The sequence below is a fragment of the Streptomyces sp. NPDC002144 genome (genome assembly GCF_053593695.1).
Window position 1 is genome coordinate 467,832 of the sequence record NZ_JBSFDB010000001.1, and the last position, 20,216, is coordinate 488,047.

Here is a 20,216-nt window from a genome sequence, read left to right on the forward strand (position 1 = left end):
GAATGCGCTCCGAACGAGCTGGTGTATTTGTCGATAAGCCCTGCTCACAGGCCATCTCGGTGATGTCTCGGCGATAACGATTCCGAGTCGGGTCGCTTGTGTGACGGTATGACCGGGAGGGCCGGTGCGTGGCTTCCCTAGGATGCCGGACATAGCTCTTGGGGCTTCTGATGCTGCTGATGTGACCACGCCCTCCATGTCAACGGTTCCTGCACGAAGGGGAATTCGTGTTTGCTTCGTTCTCAGCGCGGTGGACGCGCGGGCGAGGGACGTTCCGTCTCGCCGCCGCGACGCTGGTGTCCGGACTCGTGGCCGCCGGCGCGCTCGCCGGGGCGGGCACGGCGACCGCGCAGGAGCCGACACAGACCCAGGCCGGGGCGACCGCCACGATAGGCGGCCTCAAGACGTACGGCGCCGCGGTGATCCACGACGCCACCGGGGACGTACAGGTCTCGGCGGGCCTGTTCGAGATGTCCGTCGACGGCGGCGGCATGCTGCAGACGTACTGCGTCGACCTCCACAACCCCACCCAGCGTGACGCCAAGTACCAGGAGACCTCCTGGAGCGGGACCTCGCTGGGCGCCAACAAGAACGCGGGCAGGATCCGCTGGATCCTCGAGAACTCCTACCCCCAGGTCAACGACCTCGCGACGCTCGCCGCCGAGGCGGGCGCCAAGGGGCTGACCGAGCAGGACGCGGCGGCCGGCACCCAGGTGGCGATCTGGCGCTACTCGGACGGCGCCGAGGTCGACGCGGTCGACCCGCAGGCGGAGAAGCTCGCCGACTACCTGGAGAAGGCGGCCGTCTCCGTGCCCGAACCCCAGGCGTCGCTGACCCTCGACCCGCCCGCGGTCTCCGGCCACCCCGGCGAACTGCTCGGCCCGGTGACCGTGCACACCAACGCGACCGGGGTGACGCTGACGCCGCCGGCGGACGCGGCCACCACCGGGGTACGGATCGTCGGCAAGGACGGCAAGCCGCTGACCTCGGCGGTCAACGGCAGCCAGGTCTTCTTCGACATCCCCGAGGACGCGGCGGCCGGCTCCGCCGAGCTGACCGTGCAGGCCTCCACGACCGTGCCGGTGGGGCGGGCCTTCACCTCCGACAGCCGCAGCCAGACGCAGATCCTGGCCGGCTCCAGCGAGTCCACGGTCTCGGCGACGGCGAGCGCGACCTGGGCGAAGAAGGGCGCCATACCGGCCCTGTCCGCCGTGAAGAACTGCACCAAGGGCGGCCTGGACATCACCGCGGCCAACCAGGGCGACGAGCCGTTCACCTTCTCGCTCATGGAGGCCACGTACAGCATTGCGACGGGCGAGTCGCGCACGGTGACGATCCCGCTGCAGGAGGACCAGCAGTACGACTTCACCATCACCGGGCCGAACGGCTTCGACCAGCGGTTCACCGGGATCCTCGACTGCCGGACGCAGGGCAGCGGGAACGGCGACGCGGTGCAGACCCTCGCCGAGCCCAGCCCCGCCACGGTGGGCGGCACCGCCGACGACGCCAACCTCGCCGCGACCGGTGGCTCCAGCGTGACCCCGCTGATCGCGGGCGTGGCCATCGGACTGGTGGTGATCGGCGGAGCGGCGCTCGTCCTGGTGGGAAAGAAGAACGCGCCCACGGGGGAGTGAGGCGGCGGGCAAGATGACTTCATGACCAAGTCATCCGTACCGCCCGTGCTGCAGTCCACCTGCCCCGGTTCCGTGCTGTCCCTGTGGTCGCAGGACTCCGTGCTGTCGATCGGCTCGGTGGGCTCGGTCCTGTCCATCGGGTCCGTGGGGTCGGCCCTGTCCGTAGGCTCGATCGGCAGTGCGCTCTCGGCCGGCTCGATCGGTTCGGCGCTGTCGCTGGTCTCGGCGGGGTCGTGGCTGAGCACGGGTTCCGTGCTCTCGGCCCAGTCGCGCTGGTCGGTCCTGTCGTGGCGTTCGTCCCGCGCGTTCCGCTCCGCGGGGGTCGCCGGGGCCGCCGGGGTGGTGGTGGCGACCGCCCTGCTGGCCGCACGGGCGACGCGCAAGGATTGAGTGACGTAGTGACGTAGCAGGCACCGACCGAGAAGGGCCCGAACTCGTGATCATCTTTGGCACCAAGGGATACCTGTACCAGCTCGCGATACTGACGCTGGTGTGCGGGCAGTGCGGCAATCCGGCCGCCCACACGCTCAGGAAGCGCGTCATGAAGTTCACGCTGTTCTTCGTGCCGCTGTTTCCCATCTCGACGAAGTACGCGACGCAGTGCACCTTCTGCGGTGCGGAACAGAAGCTGACGAAGGAGCAGGCCGAGCAGCTCCAGGCCCAGGCCGCGGGCACTCCCGGCGCGCCGGCGTACGGCCAGCCGCAGCAGCAGCCGTACCAGCACCCGGGTGCCTGACCCGACCTGGCGCTGGTCGTCCGCTGGGCTCTGATCAGGGCGGCCCGCGGCAGGGAGACCGCGAGGCTGCGTGTCGACCGTCAGTGCGCCCGTTGGCCACGTCGCTGTAGAGGCGCCTCGTCGTCGGTCACGGTCCCGGCCCCTCCTGTCAAGGCGGGAAGTCTCCCAGGTCAGATCCTCCCGACCATACGCACAGGCAGCCTGGGCCGTGTCGGGGCCGTCGTACGTCGTTGGGCCGTCATGAGCGTGACCGGCGGCCTGGTACATCGCGGAGATGGCTTTTCGGGTGCGCGTCTCGCTGGACGGCATGAGGTGCGTGTAGACGCGGAGCGTGAACCCCGGGTCGCTGTGGCCGAGGTAGAGGCTCAGGGCCTTGATGCTCTCTCCAGCGTCCAGGAGGACCGAGGCGTAGAAGTGGCGTAGGGCGTGCATCCCGTGCTCGGGGGCGGCCGCGTAGCGCTGACCCTTCTCCGGGGTGGGGATGATGCCGGCGGATGCCAGTGCGGGCTTCCACGCCTGGTCGTTGAAAGCCTGGCTCCAGATGGCGGAGCCGACGCCGCTCGTGAAGACGAGGCGGTGTGTCACCTTCGGGGCCGGTCGGCGTCAGCCACGGCAGTGTGACCTCCACCGGAGGGAATCGTTGCATGTGCTCGTCCAGGGCGGTCGACCACCATGGCTCGGTGGCGGTCTGGTAGCCCCGCCCGTACGGCGAACACCTGCTCGGCGGTCCACGGATGCACTCGTGTGGGCTCAGGACGAGGCGCCTTCACCTCTGAGGTCGTTGCTGATGTGTCGTGACTGGCTCTCGCCGGGATGCCCCCGGGTGCCGGTAGCGATGTCTGGCGAGCCTTCGATCGTGGTGCCATCACTGCGCGTGTGGTAGCGGGGCGGCGGTCTGTGCGGTGTGGTCCAATGCGGCGGTTGGACCCCTTCTGGCTGCAGCCGAGGACTGTTCCGGTAAGGGACGGCCACGATCCGGCGTGCCGGTACTGCGTCCACGGTCCGCACTGCCACCGGTGCCCGCCGCCGCCACGCTCCGTGGGCCAGCTTGAGCACCTGCACGGGCTGTGCCCAGCGTCAGCCGCGCGACGGTGTACCGCGTCCTCGAACGCGCCCGCGACAACGCTTGAGATCAGCACAGAGCGCGCTCACCAGCACATCGCCCATTTGGGGTTGGTGAACACGTTCGTTAATGGCACGCGAGCTTCCTCCGCAGCGCGATGTGTGGGCCGAGGCCGTCGTGCGGTTTCGGGAAGGCACGGGCGGGCGGAGAGTGGTGCTGCCGTTCCGGTGAACGCTCAGCCGCCGGTCGAATGCGCTTGCGGTCGGACCGGATTCACCCTGAAATCGGCCTTGACATGCGCACCTGCGGGAGAACGGGTATTTCTACTCATACCTACCCGTCCTCTTCTCTCCAGGGAGCTTGAAATGTTGACCAGTATCCTCGGTTCTGTTGGCGATTTTCTGGAAATCGTCATCGGCGCCCTCTTCTGAGCAATACGGGAGCCCCGAAGGGGTGTCCCCGCCAGGCTGTTGCGAGGTCGAGGTGATCTTGTGAGGGCCAGGTCAGAGTGTGCGTGACCAGAAAGACCGTAGCTCCGTTGGGACGAGGGGCCCGTGGGGTCGCTTACTCCTAACGGAGCTTCGGTGTTTCGTGAGTCTGCCATGCCCGTGTCAACGCTCCGCGAAAATTGACCCTTCCGGAAAATTGACCCCCCGGGGGTTTGTTCAGTCGCGGAGTGGCCGGCCTGGGTGGCTTTGACGCCGAGGCCGATGGCCAGGTGTGTCTTGCCGATCCCGGGCGGGCCGAGGAGGATCACGTTCTCCGCCTTCGCGACGAACGTGCCGGTGGCCAGTGGCGGCCGTGTGCTGGGCTGCACATCACCTGTCGGCATGAGCACACGGTCCGCGAGGTCGTGATGGGGAATCCTAGCGGTGACCGTTACTGCCCTGACTGCTCCCCAGTCTTCACCCCGGAGGAGCTAAAGGCGCTGCGAGAACGGCAGAGTCGAGAAAGCTAATCCGGGCTTCGAGTGCGGTACAGCAGCGAAGTACAGCAACCGTGGTGACCTCAGGCCACCGCCCCGAACCGATGACGTACCGTGGGCGCCCCTCTGAACCTGACGCCATACGTCTGCGAGGCGTCTTATGTCTGTGGCGTGACGCGTCAGCTGATCGAATCCTCTGCTGAGCTGGAAGCAGGGTTACCACCTTGCCGCGCTGTTTCTCGCCCTCGATGCCACCGAGCTTCTGGGCCGGTGTGTCGGCGGATATGGCGACAGGGAGAGCACAGATCAACTGCGCGAAGGGCTGAAGTACTTGGAAGCCCTCTCTGGCCGGCCAGCCCTGCTGCACCCCGTTGCATCACCCCCAGCTCGACGTTCAGAACCGGCTCGCGGCTGGCGCCCGGCCGGGGGAGAACCTCGAATGGGAGGAGGACTGGCGGTCATCGGTCACCAATATCATCAGCCTCGATGCCTCGTCGCCCGCTGTCTCGGGTCGGGGCTTTGAAGCGTCTCCGCTGGGCCGTCTCTGGGCCGTGCGAGGTTGGCCGAGGCTGAGATGACGACCGACAGTGACAGGTGAGCTACAGCAACCAGACACGAATCCCCAGGTCACGGGCCCCCGGCCATACGGGTTACCACCCAAGCCTGGACCTCAGGCAAGATGGGGTGTATCTGCCCACTGCCAGATTTCAAGCTGCCGGACGGTTTCTCTTGGCTGAGTTCATTTACACCATGCGCAAGACGCGCAAGGCGCACGGCGACAAGGTGATCCTCGATGATGTCACCCTGAACTTCCTGCCGGGAGCGAAGATCGGTGTCGTCGGTCCGAACGGGGCCGGTAAGTCGACGGTTCTGAAGATCATGGCGGGGTTGGAGCAGCCGTCGAACGGTGATGCCTTCCTGTCGCCCGGTTACAGCGTCGGGATCCTGCTGCAGGAGCCCCCGCTGAACGAGGAGAAGACGGTCCTGGAGAACGTCCAGGAGGGTGTCGCCGAGATCAAGGGCAAGCTCGACCGGTTCAACGAGATCGCCGAGCTGATGGCCACCGACTACAGCGACGCGCTGCTCGACGAGATGGGCAAGCTGCAGGAGGAGCTGGATCACGCCAACGCGTGGGATCTGGACGCTCAGCTGGAGCAGGCCATGGACGCGCTCGGGTGCCCTCCCGGTGACTGGCCCGTGACCACCCTCTCCGGTGGTGAGAGGCGGCGTGTGGCGCTGTGCAAGCTGCTGCTCGAGGCCCCCGACCTGTTGCTCCTCGACGAGCCCACCAACCACCTCGACGCCGAGTCGGTGAACTGGCTGGAGCAGCACCTCGCCAAGTACGCGGGCACCGTCGTCGCGATCACCCACGACCGGTACTTCCTCGACAACGTCGCCGAGTGGATCCTCGAGCTCGACCGCGGGCGCGCCTACCCGTACGAGGGCAACTACTCCACGTACCTGGAGACCAAGCAGACCCGTCTGAAGGTCGAGGGCCAGAAGGACGCCAAGCGCGCGAAGCGGCTCAAGGAAGAGCTCGAGTGGGTGCGGTCCAACGCCAAGGGGCGGCAGGCCAAGTCCAAGGCGCGTCTCGCCCGGTACGAGGAGATGGCCGCCGAGGCGGAGAAGATGCGGAAGCTGGACTTCGAGGAGATCCAGATCCCGCCGGGCCCGCGGCTCGGCAGCATCGTCGTCGAGGTCAACAACCTCAACAAGGCCTTCGGCGACAAGGTCCTCATCGAGGACCTCTCCTTCACGCTCCCGCGCAACGGGATCGTCGGCGTCATCGGCCCCAACGGCGCCGGCAAGACCACCCTCTTCAAGATGATCCAGGGTCTGGAGACCCCGGACTCCGGCACCATCAAGGTCGGCGAGACCGTCAAGATCTCCTACGTCGACCAGAGCCGCGAGAACATCGACCCGAAGAAGACCCTCTGGGCCGTCGTGTCGGACGAGCTGGACTACATCAACGTGGGCCAGGTCGAGATGCCCAGCCGGGCCTACGTGTCCGCCTTCGGGTTCAAGGGCCCCGACCAGCAGAAGCCCGCCGGTGTGCTCTCCGGCGGTGAGCGCAACCGGCTCAACCTCGCGCTCACCCTCAAGCAGGGCGGCAACCTGCTGCTCCTCGACGAGCCGACCAACGACCTCGACGTCGAGACGCTCAGCTCCCTGGAGAACGCGCTGCTGGAGTTCCCCGGCTGCGCCGTGGTCGTCTCCCACGACCGGTGGTTCCTGGACCGGGTCGCGACCCACATCCTCGCCTACGAGGGCGACTCCAAGTGGTTCTGGTTCGAGGGCAACTTCGAGTCGTACGAGAAGAACAAGATCGAGCGGCTCGGCCCGGACGCGGCGCGTCCGCACCGTGCCACCTACAAGAAGCTGACCCGGGGCTGATCGGTCTTGCGCCACATCTACCGCTGCCCCCTGCGCTGGTCGGACATGGACGCCTACGGCCATGTCAACAACGCCGTCTTCATCCGGTACCTGGAGGAAGCCCGCATCGACTTCCTGTTCCGGCCGGAGAAGGACTTCAAGCAGGGGTCCGTGGTGGCGCGCCATGAGATCGACTACAAGCGCCAGCTCGTCCACCGGCACCACCCGGTGGACATCGAGCTGTGGGTCACGGAGATCCGGGCCGCGTCCTTCACCATCTCCTACGAGGTGAAGGACGACGACCTGGTCTACGTGCGCGCCTCGACGGTGGTCGTGCCGTTCGACTTCGAGCACGAGCGGCCGCGCCGGCTCACCGCCGAGGAGCGCGAGTTCCTCAGCGAGTACCGGGACGACGACGAGGCCGTCGCCGCATGACGGTGCTCCACCTCGCCGACGAGGGGGAGGCGGCGGACCTCGCGGCCTTCCTCTCCCGGCTGCTGCACTACGACCGCGGGGCCGCCGTCCGTCTGCAGGCCGCCGGCACCGCGCTCGCCGTCTTCGGGCGGCCGCCGTCCTTCGAGGTGCTGGCGATCCGTGCGGTGCGGCTCGCGAAGCCGTACGAGAACGGGCTGGACGTCACCCTGGACGTGACCGTCTCCGCCGGTGAACTCCTGGAATCCGTGGACGAGTCGGCGGCCACGGCCGTCGTCCCGGACGCGGTGACCGGGCCGCCGTGGGCGGGAGTGCTGCCCCCGCGCGGTGGCTGGCGGCCCGAGCCGGGACTGCCGGCGCCGGACGCGCTGCGGGCCATGGTGTCCGCCGCGGTCGCCGAATTCCGGTCCCGGACCGAGGAGTTGGCGCCCGAGCGGCGTAACCGGGCCGAACTCGACCGGATCGGGCGGGAGATATGGTCCCGCACGGTCGGTGACACCCGTCTTCCGGTACGGGCCGTGCACGCGGCCCAGTCCCTGGGGTTCCTGCGCGCCGGGGGCATCGAACCGGCGTTGTTCTCCTCGGGGGCGTGGCTGCGGCTGCGGACCCCCTACGGGTCGATCGCCGTACGGCGGGCGGGACTCGGCGCGCTGGACGTCAGCGTCCGCTGACCGTCCACCGCCTCACTTCCGGTCGCTGTCGTCCGGCCATACGGCGATGTGGTCCGGCTCCAGTTCGAGGGCCACGCGGTCGCGCATGCCCAGGGCCTGTGTGTAATCGGCGGGCAGCTGGAGGCGGCCCGCCCGGTCCAGCATGGCGTACTCGCGGGCGACCACCGTCTCGTGCCCGGTGGTCTCGTCGACCTCGCTGCGGCGCAGGACCTCCGTGGAGGTGCGGCCGTCGCGGATGGCGACCGTGCGGCGGACCTCCCCGGCCACGGCCTGGTCGTGGGTGACGATCACGATCGTCGTGCCGAGGCGCTCGTTGGCGGTGCGGAACGCGGCGAAGACCTGCTCGGCGGTGTGGGAGTCGAGTTCGCCGGTGGGTTCGTCGGCGAGCAGGACCGCGGGGTCGTTGGCGAGGGCCACGGCGATCGCCACGCGTTGCTGCTGGCCGCCGGAGAGCTGGTGCGGTCGGCGGTCCCCGCAGTCGGGGATCTCCAGCAACTCCAGCAGTTCCAGGGCGCGTTCGGCCTGCTTGCGGCGCTTGCCCGGGCCGGCCAGCTGCATCGGGAGGGCGATGTTCTGGGCCGCGGTGAGGTAGGGGAGGAGGTTGCGGGAGGTCTGCTGCCAGACGAAGCCGACGGTGCTGCGGCGGTAGGTGAGGCGGTCCTTCGCGGTCATCGTGAGGAGGTCCTGCCCGGCGACGCGGGCGGCTCCGGCCGTGGGGGTGTCGAGGCCGGCGAGGATGTTCATGAGGGTGGACTTGCCGCTGCCGGACGCGCCCACCAGGGCCATCAGTTCGCCCTCCTGCACGAGGAGGTCGAGGCCTTGCAGTGCCTGGACCTCGATGCCGTCCGTGGAGAAGATGCGGACCAGCCGGTCGCAGGTGATGAGCGCGTCCTGGCCGTAGACGGGCTGCTCACGGGCGGACCGGGCGCGGGCCGCGAGATCGGCGAGGGTGGGGTCGGTCCCTGTCATCACACGCTCCCAGCTGTCGGCGTCGGTATCCGAAGGCCACCACTCGTCATCTGAAGGCCACCTCTCGTCATCCAAAGGCCACCTCTCGTCATCCGAAGAGCACCTCTCGTCATCCGAAGGGCACCACTCATCGCGCGTCCCCCGCCCGCAACTCCCCGACCGTCCCCTGCCGCCCCGTCCACCACGCCTGGACTCCCGCCACTCCCACCGTCACCAGCACGATCGTGACCGCCGGGAGGACCAGGGAGAAGACGTCCGTGCGCAACGCCGCGTCTCCGACCGGGGTTTGGTGGCCGGCCACCGCCACCGTCGTCAGGTCAATCCCCGGGGACAGGAGCCGGATCGTCGCCCACCCCGTCAGGGTGCCGCCCAGCGCCGCCAGCCCCGCCTGCGGCAAGGACTCCAGGACCAGCAGACGGCGGCCGGCGGAACGGGGGAGTCCCATCGTGCGCAACCGGGCCAGCAGGGCCGTGCGTTCGGGGGACGTACGCAGGAGCGTCAGGAGGAGGGACAGGACGGCGTAACCCGCGCCCGCCGCCACCGCCGCCGTGTAGACGTGTTCCGCGCCGGACTGGAGCGGGGAGTCGGCGTAGCGGGCGCGTTCGGCGGAACGCAGTTGCAGCGGCGCCGCGTTGCCGACGGCCCGGCGCAGGGCGGGGACGTCGAGGTGCGGGCCGGTGAGGAGGAGGGCGGTGGGACGGCGGGTGGCGTGCGTCAGGGCCGTGCGGTTCACCACCAGGAAGTCGTCGCCGATCACCGCGGGCGTGCGGGAGCGGACCGCCGTGATGCGGACGGTGATGGTGCCGCCGTCCTCCAGACGGACCGCGAGCGGCCGGGTGCCGTAGCGCGAGGCGACGGAGGGGGAGGCCAGCGCCGGGACCGTGCCGTCCGCCGAGCGGCCCGTCAACTCGCCCTCGCCGAAGGCGCCGAGCCCCGTCCGGGACGCCAACCCGGCGTAACTGCGCGGGTCCACCCCCACCAGCGGCACCGAGGTGCTCTGGTCGCCGGGCTTCGCCTGGTACTCGATGCTCACCGAGGCCGTCCCCCGCACACCCGGCGCCCGACGGACCCGGTCCGGCAGAGCCGTCGGCAGCGCGCCCGTCGCCGCCTCGACGCGGGCGTCCGCGCCGACCGTGAGGAGGGCCGCCCGGTCGCGGGTCGCGTGGACGCCGGCCAGGACCGAGCCGCCGAAGGCCGCCGTGGTGAGGGCCGTGAGCAGCGCCAGCAGGGGGAGCGCCGTGGAGGCGGAGGTGCGGGCCGCCCGGGCCAGGGACAGGTGGGCCACCGTGCCGCGCAGCCGGGCGGCCGGGCGGGCCAGGGCGCGCAGCGGGAGCGGGTAGAGGCGCACCAGCAACAGGGCGGCCGCCACCCCCACCAACACCGGTGCCAGCGCGGCCAGTTGATCGCCGTCCGTGCCCTGCCGGCGGAGGGTCTCCACCGCGCCCAGGGTCACCACGAGCAGCGTCAGCTCCGCGACCGTGCGGCGCCGGGACGGTCGTACGGCCGTGACGTCCCCTCGATCCGCGTGGATCCGTACGGCGTGGTGTGCGGCCACCGCGCGCAGCGGCAGGGTGAGACAGGCCAGCAGGGTGGCGGCCGCCGCGGACGCGACCGCCTGGCCGGTGCGGGCGTGGGGGAGGGCGAGCAGGGCGGTCGCGAGGCCCAGGGCGCCCGCCGGGACGGCGACGACGGCCGTCTCGGCGAGCAGACGGGCCGCGAGGCCGGGCAGGGAGGCGCCCCGGGCGCGCAGCAGGGTCAGTTCGGCGCGGCGGCGGTCCGCGGCGAGACCGCCCGCCATCAGCAGCACGACCACGGCGACCGTGCCCGTGCCGAAGGCGGCGACGGCGACGAGCGGGCGGACGCCGTCGCGCAGACCGGTGAAGGAGCCGAGGACATCGTCGAAGCCGGTGTTCACGGTCGCCGACATGTCGGTCAGCGCGCGCACCTGCCGCAGGGCCGGGCCCGACTCCAGGGAGGCGACGGCCGAGCGGAGGCGGTCCACCTGGTACGCGTGCAGATGGAGGTCCGCCGGGGCCAACTGCCAGTAACGCCATGCTGCCGAGGGTGTGCCCAGCAGCGCCGGGGCCGCCTCGGGAGCCAGCAGCAGGGCGCCCAGCCAGTACTGGGCGGCGTCGGCGCCCCCGCCGGGCACACGGTTCAGGCTGGGCGTGCGCAGCAGGGGCTGACTGGCCCAGTACGGGCCCTGCGGGTCGCGCGGGGTGACGATGCCGGTGATGTGCACGGCGAGGGCGGGACGCCGTTCACCGGGTACGTGGATCACCGAACCGACCGTGATGCGCAGGGACTTGGCGGTCTCGGCGGTGACGGCCGCCTCCACGTCACGGGTCTGCGCCGTCACCGGAGCCGTGGCCCGCGGCAGCCGGCCGGTGACCTTCTCGGCGTGCGCGCCGACGCCCTGCTGGGCGGCGAGGGAGAACTGTGCCGGCAGCCCGCTCGGCCGCGGCAGCCACAGATCCGGCACCTGCAGCGGTACGGCGGTGCGCACGCCGTACGTCGACTGGGCGCGGTCGGCGACCAGCGGGCGCGGGACGGCACGCAGGAGCTCCGCGTACTGCATGCCGATCCGTCCGGGGCTCAGCGCCAACTCCCGTCGCTGCTGCGACAGATAGGGGGAGGGCGGCTCGGCGAACACGGCCACGTTGGTGGCCTGCGGCCGGGCCCGCTCGACCGACCGGCGCAGACCGGCGTCCTCGTAGCGGTCGACCGCCCGCGGCAGCGCGGCCGCCAGACACGCGGTCACCGCCACCAGCAGCGCGAGCGCGAGAGCGGCGACGGGGGCGGTGCGCAGTCGCGTCCGCACCCAGGGAGCCGGCACCGAGTTCATGTCACTCGCCTCCCTGCTCCCGCAACGACACCACCGGGTCCCCGCGCCGCACCGCCAGCGCCGCCGTCACCACGAGCGGCGTCACCGCCACCGCGGCCAGCAGCACCGCCACGTCCCCGACCGGCAGCCGGACCAGGACGCCCGGCACGGGGCGGGTCGCCTCGGTCGTCAGGACGATCAGCGGGATCACCGCGCGGGCCAGCGCCGTCCCCAGCGCCGTTCCCACCACCAGCGCCAGCGCGACCAGCACGCCCTGCTCGACGGCGATCATGCGGGCCAGCCGGCGGCGCGGGGCGCCCAGGGCGCGCAGGACCGCGAGTTCGGCGCCCCGCTCGCGCAGGGAGCCCGCCGCGCTGACCGCGAAGCCGACCGCGGCAAGGGCCGCCGCGACCCCGGCCGCCGCCGCGAACGCCGCCTCGGGGCCCGCGCCGAACGGATCGTCCCGCAGCTGCGCCGCCGTCTCGTCGCGTACGACGACCTGGGAGGGGTCCAGGTCGGGCAGGGCGCGCAGGGCCGCGGCGACCCGGCCCGTGGCGCCCGGGTCGGTCCGCAGCCACCATTCCGTCGGCGTCACACTCACCCCGTACCGCCACTCCAGCACCCGGTTCACCGCCCGTAGATCCACCAGCAGCGCGCCCCCGTCCGCGTCGCCCGTCGTCGGCAACTCCCGTACGGAGCGCACGATCCGCACCGGCACGGTCTCGCCGGACAGGGTCACGTCCACCCGTTGTCCGGTGTGCGCGCCGGCCGAGGCGAGGAAGCGGTCGGTCGCCACGGCCGTGACCTCGGGCGGCGCGGCCTGCGCGACCTGCGCCCGGACCGTCAGCGAGGCGGAGGCCCAGGGTTCGTCGACCGGCACGTACCCGGTGCCGTACGCGACCGTCAGCGGCGACGAACTCACCGTCGGACGCGTCGGGTTGGTCCTCTGGTCGGGCGAGGACACGTTCCCGTCGCTCGACGAGGACACCTTCCAGGACGTGGGCAGCGGGATCCTCTTTGCCGACCCGTCCGCCGACTTCGCCGTCAACTCGCCGATCGTGAGCCGGTGTTGCTCGGCCCGGCCGCGCGGTACCGATACGACCAGTTGCAGGCCGGTGAGCTTCAACGGCCCGCCGGGAAGCGGCAGTTCGAGAGTGTGCGGGTGGCCGTCGGCGGGGAGTTCGCCCACCGGGACCGCGTACGGGGTGCCGTAGCCGTCCTCCAGGGTGGCCGTCACGTCGGCCGAGGTGCCGGTGCCGCCTGAGCCGCGCAGGGTCGCCGTCACGTCCAACCGGGTGGTCTGGGCGGGCACTGGGGCTCCCGCCGTCGCTGTCCTCGGGCCCAGGGGTGCGAGCAGCGGCCGTACCGGCTCGGGGGACAGTTCCCGGCGCAGCAGCATCATGTCCGCCGCGTGCGCGGTGTCCAGGGCGAGCAGATCGGCCGTACGGTCGCCGGAGAGCGGGAGTTCGGCGCGTACGGCGGGCGCGGTCTCGCGTACGCCGCTCAGGGCCGCGTACGCCTCCGTGCGGCCGGGGCCGGCCTCGCCGGCGCCGAGGACACGGACCGGCGCGCCCGCTGTGAAGTCGGCCTGATCGCTCTGCGAGCGGGTCCAGGAGGCGCCCTGGCCGATGGCGAGCATGCCGAGCGCGACGGCGAGGATCAGCAGCAGTACCGGGCCCGCGCCGCGCATCGGGCGGCGGCTGAGCTGCCAGCCGGCCAGCGCGGCCGTCAGTCCGCGCCCGCCGGCCGCGCGGTGCTCGGCGAGCCGGGCCACGAGCGGGAGCAGGCGGAGGGTGAGCACCGTTCCGGCGAGCAGCGCCAGTGCGGGCGCGGCGACGAGGAGCGGGTCGATGCCGAGGGTGCCGGAGCGGGCGGGGGGCACCGCGCCGGAGGTCTGCCGCCCCAGCTGCCAGTACGCCACCCCGGCCACCGCCAGCAGCCCCAGATCCGCACCGCCCCGCACCGAACCGGGCAGTACCGGCGCCCGCCCCGGCCGCGGCCCGGGATCGACGCCGGTGCGGCTCCGCCCCGGCCGGGGGCCTGTACTCGGGCTCGTGGGCGTCTTGCGCGGTGGGAGGTCTGTGTTCGGGCCGGTGGGCGTCTTGCGCGGTGGGAGGTCTGCGCCTGGGCCGGTGGGCGTCTTGTCCGGTGGGAGGTCTGTGCTCAGGTCCGTGGGCGTCCTGCCCAGGGGGAGACCTGCACTCGGGCCCGTGCGCCCCTGTCCTGGCTGGAGACGTGAACTCGCGCCCGCGCGCCCCCGTCCCGGCCGGAGAGCTGGACTCGCGCCCGTGTTCCGCCGTCCCGCCCCCCAACCCGCAGGCGCGTCCGTGCGCCGCCGTCCCAGCCGCAAACCCGCACTCGCGCCCCCGCGCCCCCGACCCCGTCGCGCAGGCGTGCCCACGCCCGTGCGTCCCCGGCCCGGCAGTGCACGCGGCGGGGATGCCTCTGCTCTCAGTGCCGGTAGCGTCACCGCGAATGCGCAGCCCAATGCCACGCCCGCTGCCACCAGCCACACCCCGAGCCGGCCGCCTGCCGGCACGTCCAGGTGCAGTCCGATCCGGGCGAGTGACCCCTGCCTCGCCAGCAGCCGGGTCAGCGGGGCCGCGAGCAGCGGGGCGCACACCACGGCAGGCAGGGCCAGAAACAAGGCCTCCAGGGCGGCGAGGGACGCGATCCGGGTGCGCGAGGCGCCGCGGGCCCGCAACAGCCGTGTCTCCGCGCTGCGTTCGGCGCTCAGCAGCCGGGCCACCAGGAGCAGCGCGCAGCCCGCGAGCAGGCCGAGCTGGAGCGCGATGATCAGCAGGGTCGAACGGGAGACGAGCAGCGAGCGCTGGACCCGGTCGAGGACGTCGGGCAGGCCGGTGTCCGCCTCCGTGGTCCCGCCGAGCGCGGACTGCCCGCGCAGGGCCGCGCCGCCGGAACGGGCCGCCCTGCGCAGCTCACCGATCCTCGCGGGCGTCAGCCGTGAGAAGTCGGCGGACGCCAGCCAGCCCGACTGACCGGCGCTCACCCGGCCGCCGGTCACCACGTCGGGGGCGGCGAGCAGGGGGCCGTACGTCGTGAAGTCGACCGTCTTGACGCCCCGCCCGCCGAGGTCGTCCAGCTGCCAGTACGGCGCGTCCGCCACCCGGGGCCGGTACACGCCGGTCAGCGTGACCCGGACCTTGGGGCCGCCGAGCCGGTCGACGAGGGCGAGGCGGGCGCCCGGTCTCAGGCCGAGTCGCCGGGCGGCGGTCTCCGGAAGGGCCGCCTCCACCCCCTGCGCGGCATCGCGGGGCGCCCGGCCCTCGACGATCCGGATCTGCGTCGCGTCCAGGGCCGCGAGGTACGTCAGCGCGGGGTCCCCGGACCGCTCGGACGGCGGTTGGAGCGAGCGGGGGAGTGCGTAGGGGCCCGACCGCACCAGCGTCCTCACGGTCACCGGCAGGCCGGCGAAGACGTGCCGCGCCGCCTGCCGTACGGCGGTGTCGGCGGCCTCACGGCGGTCGACGGGCACCTGGGCCTTGACGACGAGGGCGCTGTCCGCGGCGTTCCGGGGGCTCTGCAGGGAGTGGCGCAGGGCCGCGTCGCCGATCGCGCCCGCGTAGGCGGTGAGGGCGGCCAGGACGGCCGTGGTCAGCAGGACGGTCAGGAGCGCGGCGGCGAGCAGCAGACGGTGGGCACGCGCACGCAGCAGGACGAGACGCGTCACCGCCCCCAACGCCGTCACCCCGACCCCCCGTGGCCGTCCGGAAGTTGTCCAGACCTCCGGCCGATGCTGTCAGAGGGGCGGGGTGCGGGGTAAGCGCTTGTAGATCGAACTTGACCGGATCGTGACCGGTTCAGTCCGGAGGGCTGATCATCCTCAATCCGGGGAGTTGATCATCCTCAGCCCGAGGAGTCGAGCATGCCCAGTCCGGGGAGTTGATCGCTCTCAGTCGGGAGCGTTGATCATCGAGGCGGCCGCGTACGTCAGATACCGCCACAGCTCCTGCTCGTGCTCCTCGGACAGACCGAGCTCGACCACGGCGTCGCGCATGTGCCGCAGCCACGCGTCATGGGCCTCGCGGTTCACGACGAAGGGGGCGTGGCGCATGCGCAGCCGGGGGTGGCCGCGGTTGTCGCTATACGTCGTCGGACCGCCCCAGTACTGGATCAGGAACAGCGTGAGCCGCTCCTCGGCCGGGCCCAGGTCCTCCTCGGGGTACATGGGCCGCAGGACGGGATCCTCGGCCACCCCCTCGTAGAAGCGGTGCACGAGGCGGCGGAAGGTCTCCTCCCCGCCGACCTGCTCGTAGAAGGTCTGCGTCTGAAGCGTGCCGCGCCGGATCTCTTTCACGCCCTCCATGCTCTCAGACGCCGGGAACCAGGACTCGAGCCTTAGGACCGGCGGACCGGCCGGCGCCGGTACTCGCCTCGCGCCGCGTCCCGCAGCACAGTGGACGTATGGGCACGCACGCTCTCGACAAGGACCTGGACGACATCGCCCACTCCGCGCGGACCGCGCTGGTGCGGGAGATCGAGGCGAGCGGGGCCTGGGCCGGTGATCCGGTGTGGCGGGAGGCGTTCGAGGCGGTGCCCCGGCATCTGTTCGTGCCGTACTACTACGTCGGCGTCCGCGGCGGATACGAGCGGCGCTGGGGAGAGAGCCCGGATGCGCCGGCCCGGGAGAAGTGGGTGCGCGGGGCGTACGCGGACACCCCGCTGGCCACCCGGCTGCGCGACGGCGAGCTGATCTCCTCCAGCAGCCAGCCCTCGCTCATGGCACGGATGCTCGCCGAGCTCGGGGTCGAGGACGGCGACCGGGTCCTGGAGATCGGCACCGGCACCGGCTACAACGCGGCCCTGCTCGCCCACCGGCTCGGCGACGACGACCTGGTCACGACCGTCGACCTGTACCCGGACATCACGGACGCGGCCCGGCGGCACCTGGCCGCCGCCGGGTACCACCCGCTCGTCGTGACCGGCGACGGGGCGCGCGGAGTGCCCGAGCGGGCCCCCTTCGACCGGATCATCGCCACCTGCACGCTGACCTCGGTCCCGTCCGCCTGGGTCACCCAGTGCGCTCCGGGCGCCCGGATCCTGACCCCGCTCGCGACGGGACTGCTCGCGCTGACCGTCCGGGACACCGGATGCGCCGAGGGCCGCTTCCTGGACACGGCCGCCTACTTCGTGCCCCTGCGCGGCGACGGCCGCCCCGAGCCGGAGCCGGCCCCGCTGGACGGGATCCCGCGCCGGGCCAGGTACCACGACCTCTTCCGCTTCCTGCTCGCCCTGACCGATGGCGGCCTCGGCCCCCAGGAGGCGTACACCCTGTGGGAGCGCGAGGGCCGGCCCACCCGGGACCGCTACGGCGTCACGATCCGCGACGGCGGGGAGTGGGCCTGGCTGGACGACCCGGAGGGGCCGTACGTCTGGCCCCTCCCGAGCCGGTGACCAGGCGGACCTGGTGAAGTCCGCCGCGGTTCGGCAGCGCCCCCGAAGGGGCGCGGGGAACTGCGCGACCGGCCACGACGGCGCCGCGGACGGCCGACGACGCATCCGGCACGTCCAGCGGAGCGCTCAGCTCCTGCGGATCGTGATCGTCGTCCAGGCGCCGACGTGGACCCGGTCGCCGTCCACCAGGGGGACCGGTACGAACGGCTGGATCGGCTCCTCGGAGCCGTTGACCGTCGTGCCGTTCGTGGAGTTCTGGTCGACGACCGCCCAGCTGCCGTCCGGCTGCTGGACCAGCACCGCGTGCTGGTGCGAGACGCCCGGGTCCTCCGGCGGCACCGAGAGGTCGATGTCCGGGGTGTCGCCGGTGGAGTGCCGGCGGCGGCCGATGGTGATCTGGTTGCCGGACAGCGTGCGCTGCTGCTCGGGCGAGTACGCGGGCAGGTTCAGGCCCGCGGCCTCCGGGCCGGAGCGCTGCATCATCGCCATGAAGTACTCGCGGTCCGGACCGATGGTCGCCGTCCAGGTCGCCGGGCCCGCCTGCGGCCGCCCGTAGCCGGGGCCGGGCGGGGCCTGGGTGGAGCCGGGCTGCGGGTAGCCGTAGCCGCCGCCCGCTCCACCGGGACGCCCGGGGCCGCCCGGAGCACCGGGGCCGGAGGACGGCGGGGAGATCACCCAGTCGTCCTCACCGCCGCCGAAGGACGGTCCGCCCTGCTGCGGCCGCCGCGTCTCCTGCGGGAACGCGGGCGGCGCCGCCGGGCCGGCCTGGAACCCCTGCGGACCGCCACCGGGGCCACCGGGAGCGGTGGTCGGCGTCGGGCCGGGCGGCGGCGGGACCGGACGGGACGGGTCGGGACCGAAGTTGGACGGGCCGCCGGGGCCGCCCGGTCCACCGGGACGCGGGTCGTTGCCGAAGCCGGAGGGGCCTCCGGGGCGCGGGTCGTTCCCGAAGGGGGACGGTCCACCGCCGGGGCGCTGGTCGTCGCCGAAGCCGGAGGGGCCGCCGGGGCGGGGGTCGTTGCCGAAGGGGGACGGTCCGCCACCCGGACCGCCGGGCCGCGGGTCGTTGCCGAAACCGGAAGGGCCGCCACCCGGGCGCGGGTCCTCGCCGAAGCCGGAGGGGCCCGACGGGCCTCCCGGGCGAGGGTCGTTGCCGAAGCCGGAGGGGCCGGAGGGGCCGCCGGGCCGCGGGTCGTTGCCGAAGGCCGACGGGCCGCCGGGGCCGCCCGGGCGCGGGTCGTTGCCGAACGGGGTCGGGCCCGAGGGCTCGCTGCCGAAGGGCGGGATCGGTTCGGCGGGGCGGTTCATCTGCGACGGGCGGGAGCTCTGGTACTCGTACGAGTCACCGCCGCCGTACGACGGGCCGGGCGGCTGCTGCTGGTAGCGCACGTTCGGGCCGGGGGCCGGCGGGCGCGGGGCGGCCGGGGTGTACGAGGTGGCCGTGTTCGTGAGGAAGTTCCACCGGCACTCCTCGCAGAAGGGCGCGCCGCCCTCGCGGGGCGTACGGCACTGCGGGCACAGCTCCGGCTCCGGGTCGGGGACCGCGGACAGGTGCGGACGCCCGCCGGGCTGGGTGCCCTGCGGGGGCGGGAAGCCGTAGCCACCGCCCGGGGGCGGCGGCGGGGGCGGAGGCACGGCACCGGCCATGCGGTGACCGCAGACCTCGCACCAGTCGTCGGAACCCGACTGGTGTCCGTTCGGGCAGGTCGGCATGTCGGCGCCTCCCCCTCTCCTTCAGGGTCCTACGGTCGTAGGAGGGTCGTACTCGGCGGGTGATACGTCACTTCTTTACACGAACAGTCTTTGTGGACCGGGTTTCGAGAGTCATCTCGTCGGCCTCCTCGACCTTCGCCTTCAGTCGCACAGTACCCGTCGCGGCGTCGACGACGTCCACCACCTTCGCAAGCAGTTTCGCAGTATCCGCGTTTCCGGAGGCGCTGGCGAGCTGCACGGCCCGGCCCAGTTTGGCCGTGGCTCCATCGAAATCGCCCGCTTTGCGGAGGTCCAGCCCCTGTTGGATGGCCTGGGCCAGTTCGGCCTGCCCGGTGTAGTGGGCGACCTGCGGGTTGATCGACGTCGAGGCCGCCATGTCGTCGGTCCACACGGCCCGTACCAGGCCCTGGGCGCCCAGGTTCTCGGCGCTTCCGTCGGGCTGCGGGATGACGAGGGAGACCCGGGCGGCGAGCATCTCCTGGCCGATGCCGGCGGACGGGACCTCCACGCAGACGTGGTAGTCGCGGGACTCGTCGCCCCAGGAACCGGTGGGGTAGTCGCCCGCCCGCGGGCCGGCCTCGGTGCGGCGGTCGGTCAACTCCTCGACCGTGGGCGCCACTTGCTTGACGAACTTGATGGTGGTGCCCACCGGCGTCCACACCCTCAGGGCGACGTCGGAGACCTCCTTGCCCATCGCCTTCTCCATCATCTGCGTGAAGTCGGCGGCGAGACCGGCCGGGTCGGCGACGATGTCGGCGGTGCCGAGCAGGGCGGAGGCGATCCCTGTGACTTCTTTCACTTCCCAGTCGGTGCCCACGCCCCGTGCGTCACAGGTGAACCGTCCGGCGCACTCGTCGAGCGATCGCTTGAGGTCGGTCGGGGACTCGTGCTCGTTGCGGCCGTCGGTGAGCAGGATGCCGTGCCGGATGGCGACGTCGGCGGTGGACAGCAGCCGGTCCGCCAGCCGCAGCCAGGTGCCGATGGCCGTGCCGCCGCCCGCGCTCAGCTTGCGCAGCGCCTCCTTCGCCTGGGCCCGGGTGCCGGCGTCGGCGACCGCGAGCCGGCCGCCCCCCGGGTAGACCTCCTTGGCCACGTGCGTGCCGCCGATGACCGCGAAGTGCACCCCGTCGCGCAGGGTGTCGATGGCCGCGGCCGTGGCGTCGCGGGCGTTGCGCATCTTGGTCGGCGGGTAGTCCATCGAGCCGGAGCAGTCGACCATGACCGCCACCGCCGCGGACGGACCCTGGCCGCGCGAGTAGAGATGGGGCGCCGCGACCGCGCTGCCGAGCGTGCCGCCGCCGGTCGCGGTCACCGTCACGATCGCGTTGACCTCCCGGCCGCCCTCGGGCAGGTACTCGTTCTGGTACACGTCCATCGAGAACGTCGGCACGTTGGACTTCGAGAAATTGGCCATGCGTACTCAAATCCCCCTCGAGAACCCCGCGTCCGCGAGGCGACGAC

13 protein-coding genes and 2 pseudogenes are annotated in these 20,216 nt (G+C 72.2%); 7 read left to right on the forward strand and 8 right to left on the reverse strand.

The features are described 5' to 3' along the window. The first annotated feature begins 227 nt into the window (after window positions 1-227). From ACWCQ1_RS01990 to ACWCQ1_RS02000, 3 genes are read left to right on the forward strand one after another with little or no spacing between them, the layout of a single operon-like run. Window positions 228-1,634 (forward strand): Cys-Gln thioester bond-forming surface protein, encoded by a 1,407-nt coding sequence (locus ACWCQ1_RS01990; RefSeq protein WP_358593697.1) that lies wholly within the window; start codon window positions 228-230, stop codon window positions 1,632-1,634. Between the two features lie 21 nt (window positions 1,635-1,655). Continuing rightward, a complete protein-coding gene (locus tag ACWCQ1_RS01995) occupies window positions 1,656-2,024 on the forward strand; it encodes a hypothetical protein (protein ID WP_358593696.1) in 369 nt (122 codons plus the stop codon). A 46-nt stretch (window positions 2,025-2,070) separates the two neighbouring features. Beyond that, a complete protein-coding gene (locus ACWCQ1_RS02000) occupies window positions 2,071-2,370 on the forward strand; it encodes a zinc-ribbon domain-containing protein (protein ID WP_358593695.1) in 300 nt (99 codons plus the stop codon). Window positions 2,371-2,613: 243 nt separating this feature from the next. Here the strand turns inward: ACWCQ1_RS02000 and ACWCQ1_RS02005 are convergent. Both ACWCQ1_RS02005 and ACWCQ1_RS02010 read right to left on the reverse strand, forming a co-directional pair. Next, a pseudogene (locus ACWCQ1_RS02005) lies at window positions 2,614-3,140 on the reverse strand (tyrosine-type recombinase/integrase); the annotation flags it as partial. Between the two features lie 972 nt (window positions 3,141-4,112). Further along, window positions 4,113-4,211: pseudogene (locus ACWCQ1_RS02010) on the reverse strand (ATP-binding protein); the annotation flags it as partial. An 876-nt stretch (window positions 4,212-5,087) separates the two neighbouring features. Between ACWCQ1_RS02010 and ettA the strand changes: the two are divergent. From ettA to ACWCQ1_RS02025, 3 genes are read left to right on the forward strand one after another with little or no spacing between them, the layout of a single operon-like run. Beyond that, window positions 5,088-6,752 (forward strand): energy-dependent translational throttle protein EttA, encoded by a 1,665-nt coding sequence (gene ettA, locus ACWCQ1_RS02015; RefSeq protein WP_133040922.1) that lies wholly within the window; start codon window positions 5,088-5,090, stop codon window positions 6,750-6,752. A 6-nt stretch (window positions 6,753-6,758) separates the two neighbouring features. Beyond that, window positions 6,759-7,166, forward strand: coding sequence for an acyl-CoA thioesterase (locus tag ACWCQ1_RS02020; RefSeq protein WP_133040923.1), 408 nt, complete (start codon window positions 6,759-6,761; stop codon window positions 7,164-7,166). Beyond that, window positions 7,163-7,834, forward strand: a complete 672-nt coding sequence (locus ACWCQ1_RS02025; protein WP_358603861.1) for a hypothetical protein — start codon at window positions 7,163-7,165, stop codon at window positions 7,832-7,834. The genes ACWCQ1_RS02020 and ACWCQ1_RS02025 overlap by 4 nt, the downstream gene beginning before the upstream one ends. 12 nt (window positions 7,835-7,846) lie before the next feature. Here the strand turns inward: ACWCQ1_RS02025 and ACWCQ1_RS02030 are convergent, their stop codons facing one another. From ACWCQ1_RS02030 to ACWCQ1_RS02045, 4 genes are all read right to left on the reverse strand, one after another. Further along, window positions 7,847-8,803 (reverse strand): ABC transporter ATP-binding protein, encoded by a 957-nt coding sequence (locus ACWCQ1_RS02030; protein WP_451025639.1) that lies wholly within the window; start codon window positions 8,801-8,803, stop codon window positions 7,847-7,849. Window positions 8,804-8,930: 127 nt separating this feature from the next. Continuing rightward, window positions 8,931-11,648 carry an ABC transporter permease gene (locus ACWCQ1_RS02035; RefSeq protein WP_451025640.1) on the reverse strand — a complete coding sequence of 906 codons (2,718 nt, stop codon included), beginning with the start codon at window positions 11,646-11,648 and terminating at the stop codon, window positions 8,931-8,933. 1 nt (window position 11,649) lies between these two features. Further along, a complete protein-coding gene (locus ACWCQ1_RS02040) occupies window positions 11,650-15,336 on the reverse strand; it encodes an FtsX-like permease family protein (protein ID WP_451025641.1) in 3,687 nt (1,228 codons plus the stop codon). A 204-nt stretch (window positions 15,337-15,540) separates the two neighbouring features. Beyond that, entirely contained in the window at window positions 15,541-15,954 is a 414-nt protein-coding gene (locus tag ACWCQ1_RS02045) for a globin (RefSeq protein WP_358603873.1), read from the reverse strand. A 98-nt stretch (window positions 15,955-16,052) separates the two neighbouring features. On the opposite strand from ACWCQ1_RS02045, the gene ACWCQ1_RS02050 reads away from it, so the two are divergent. Then, window positions 16,053-17,042 (forward strand): methyltransferase domain-containing protein, encoded by a 990-nt coding sequence (locus tag ACWCQ1_RS02050; RefSeq protein WP_358603876.1) that lies wholly within the window; start codon window positions 16,053-16,055, stop codon window positions 17,040-17,042. Window positions 17,043-17,168: 126 nt separating this feature from the next. Here the strand turns inward: ACWCQ1_RS02050 and ACWCQ1_RS02055 are convergent, their stop codons facing one another. Together ACWCQ1_RS02055 and ACWCQ1_RS02060 are read right to left on the reverse strand one after the other, a co-directional pair. Continuing rightward, the gene (locus ACWCQ1_RS02055; RefSeq protein WP_358603882.1) at window positions 17,169-18,755 is read right to left on the reverse strand and encodes an FHA domain-containing protein; all 1,587 of its coding nucleotides are present in this window, start codon (window positions 18,753-18,755) and stop codon (window positions 17,169-17,171) included. A 67-nt stretch (window positions 18,756-18,822) separates the two neighbouring features. Further along, window positions 18,823-20,169, reverse strand: coding sequence for a vWA domain-containing protein (locus ACWCQ1_RS02060; protein ID WP_133040930.1), 1,347 nt, complete (start codon window positions 20,167-20,169; stop codon window positions 18,823-18,825). Between the last annotated feature and the right edge of the window lie 47 nt (window positions 20,170-20,216).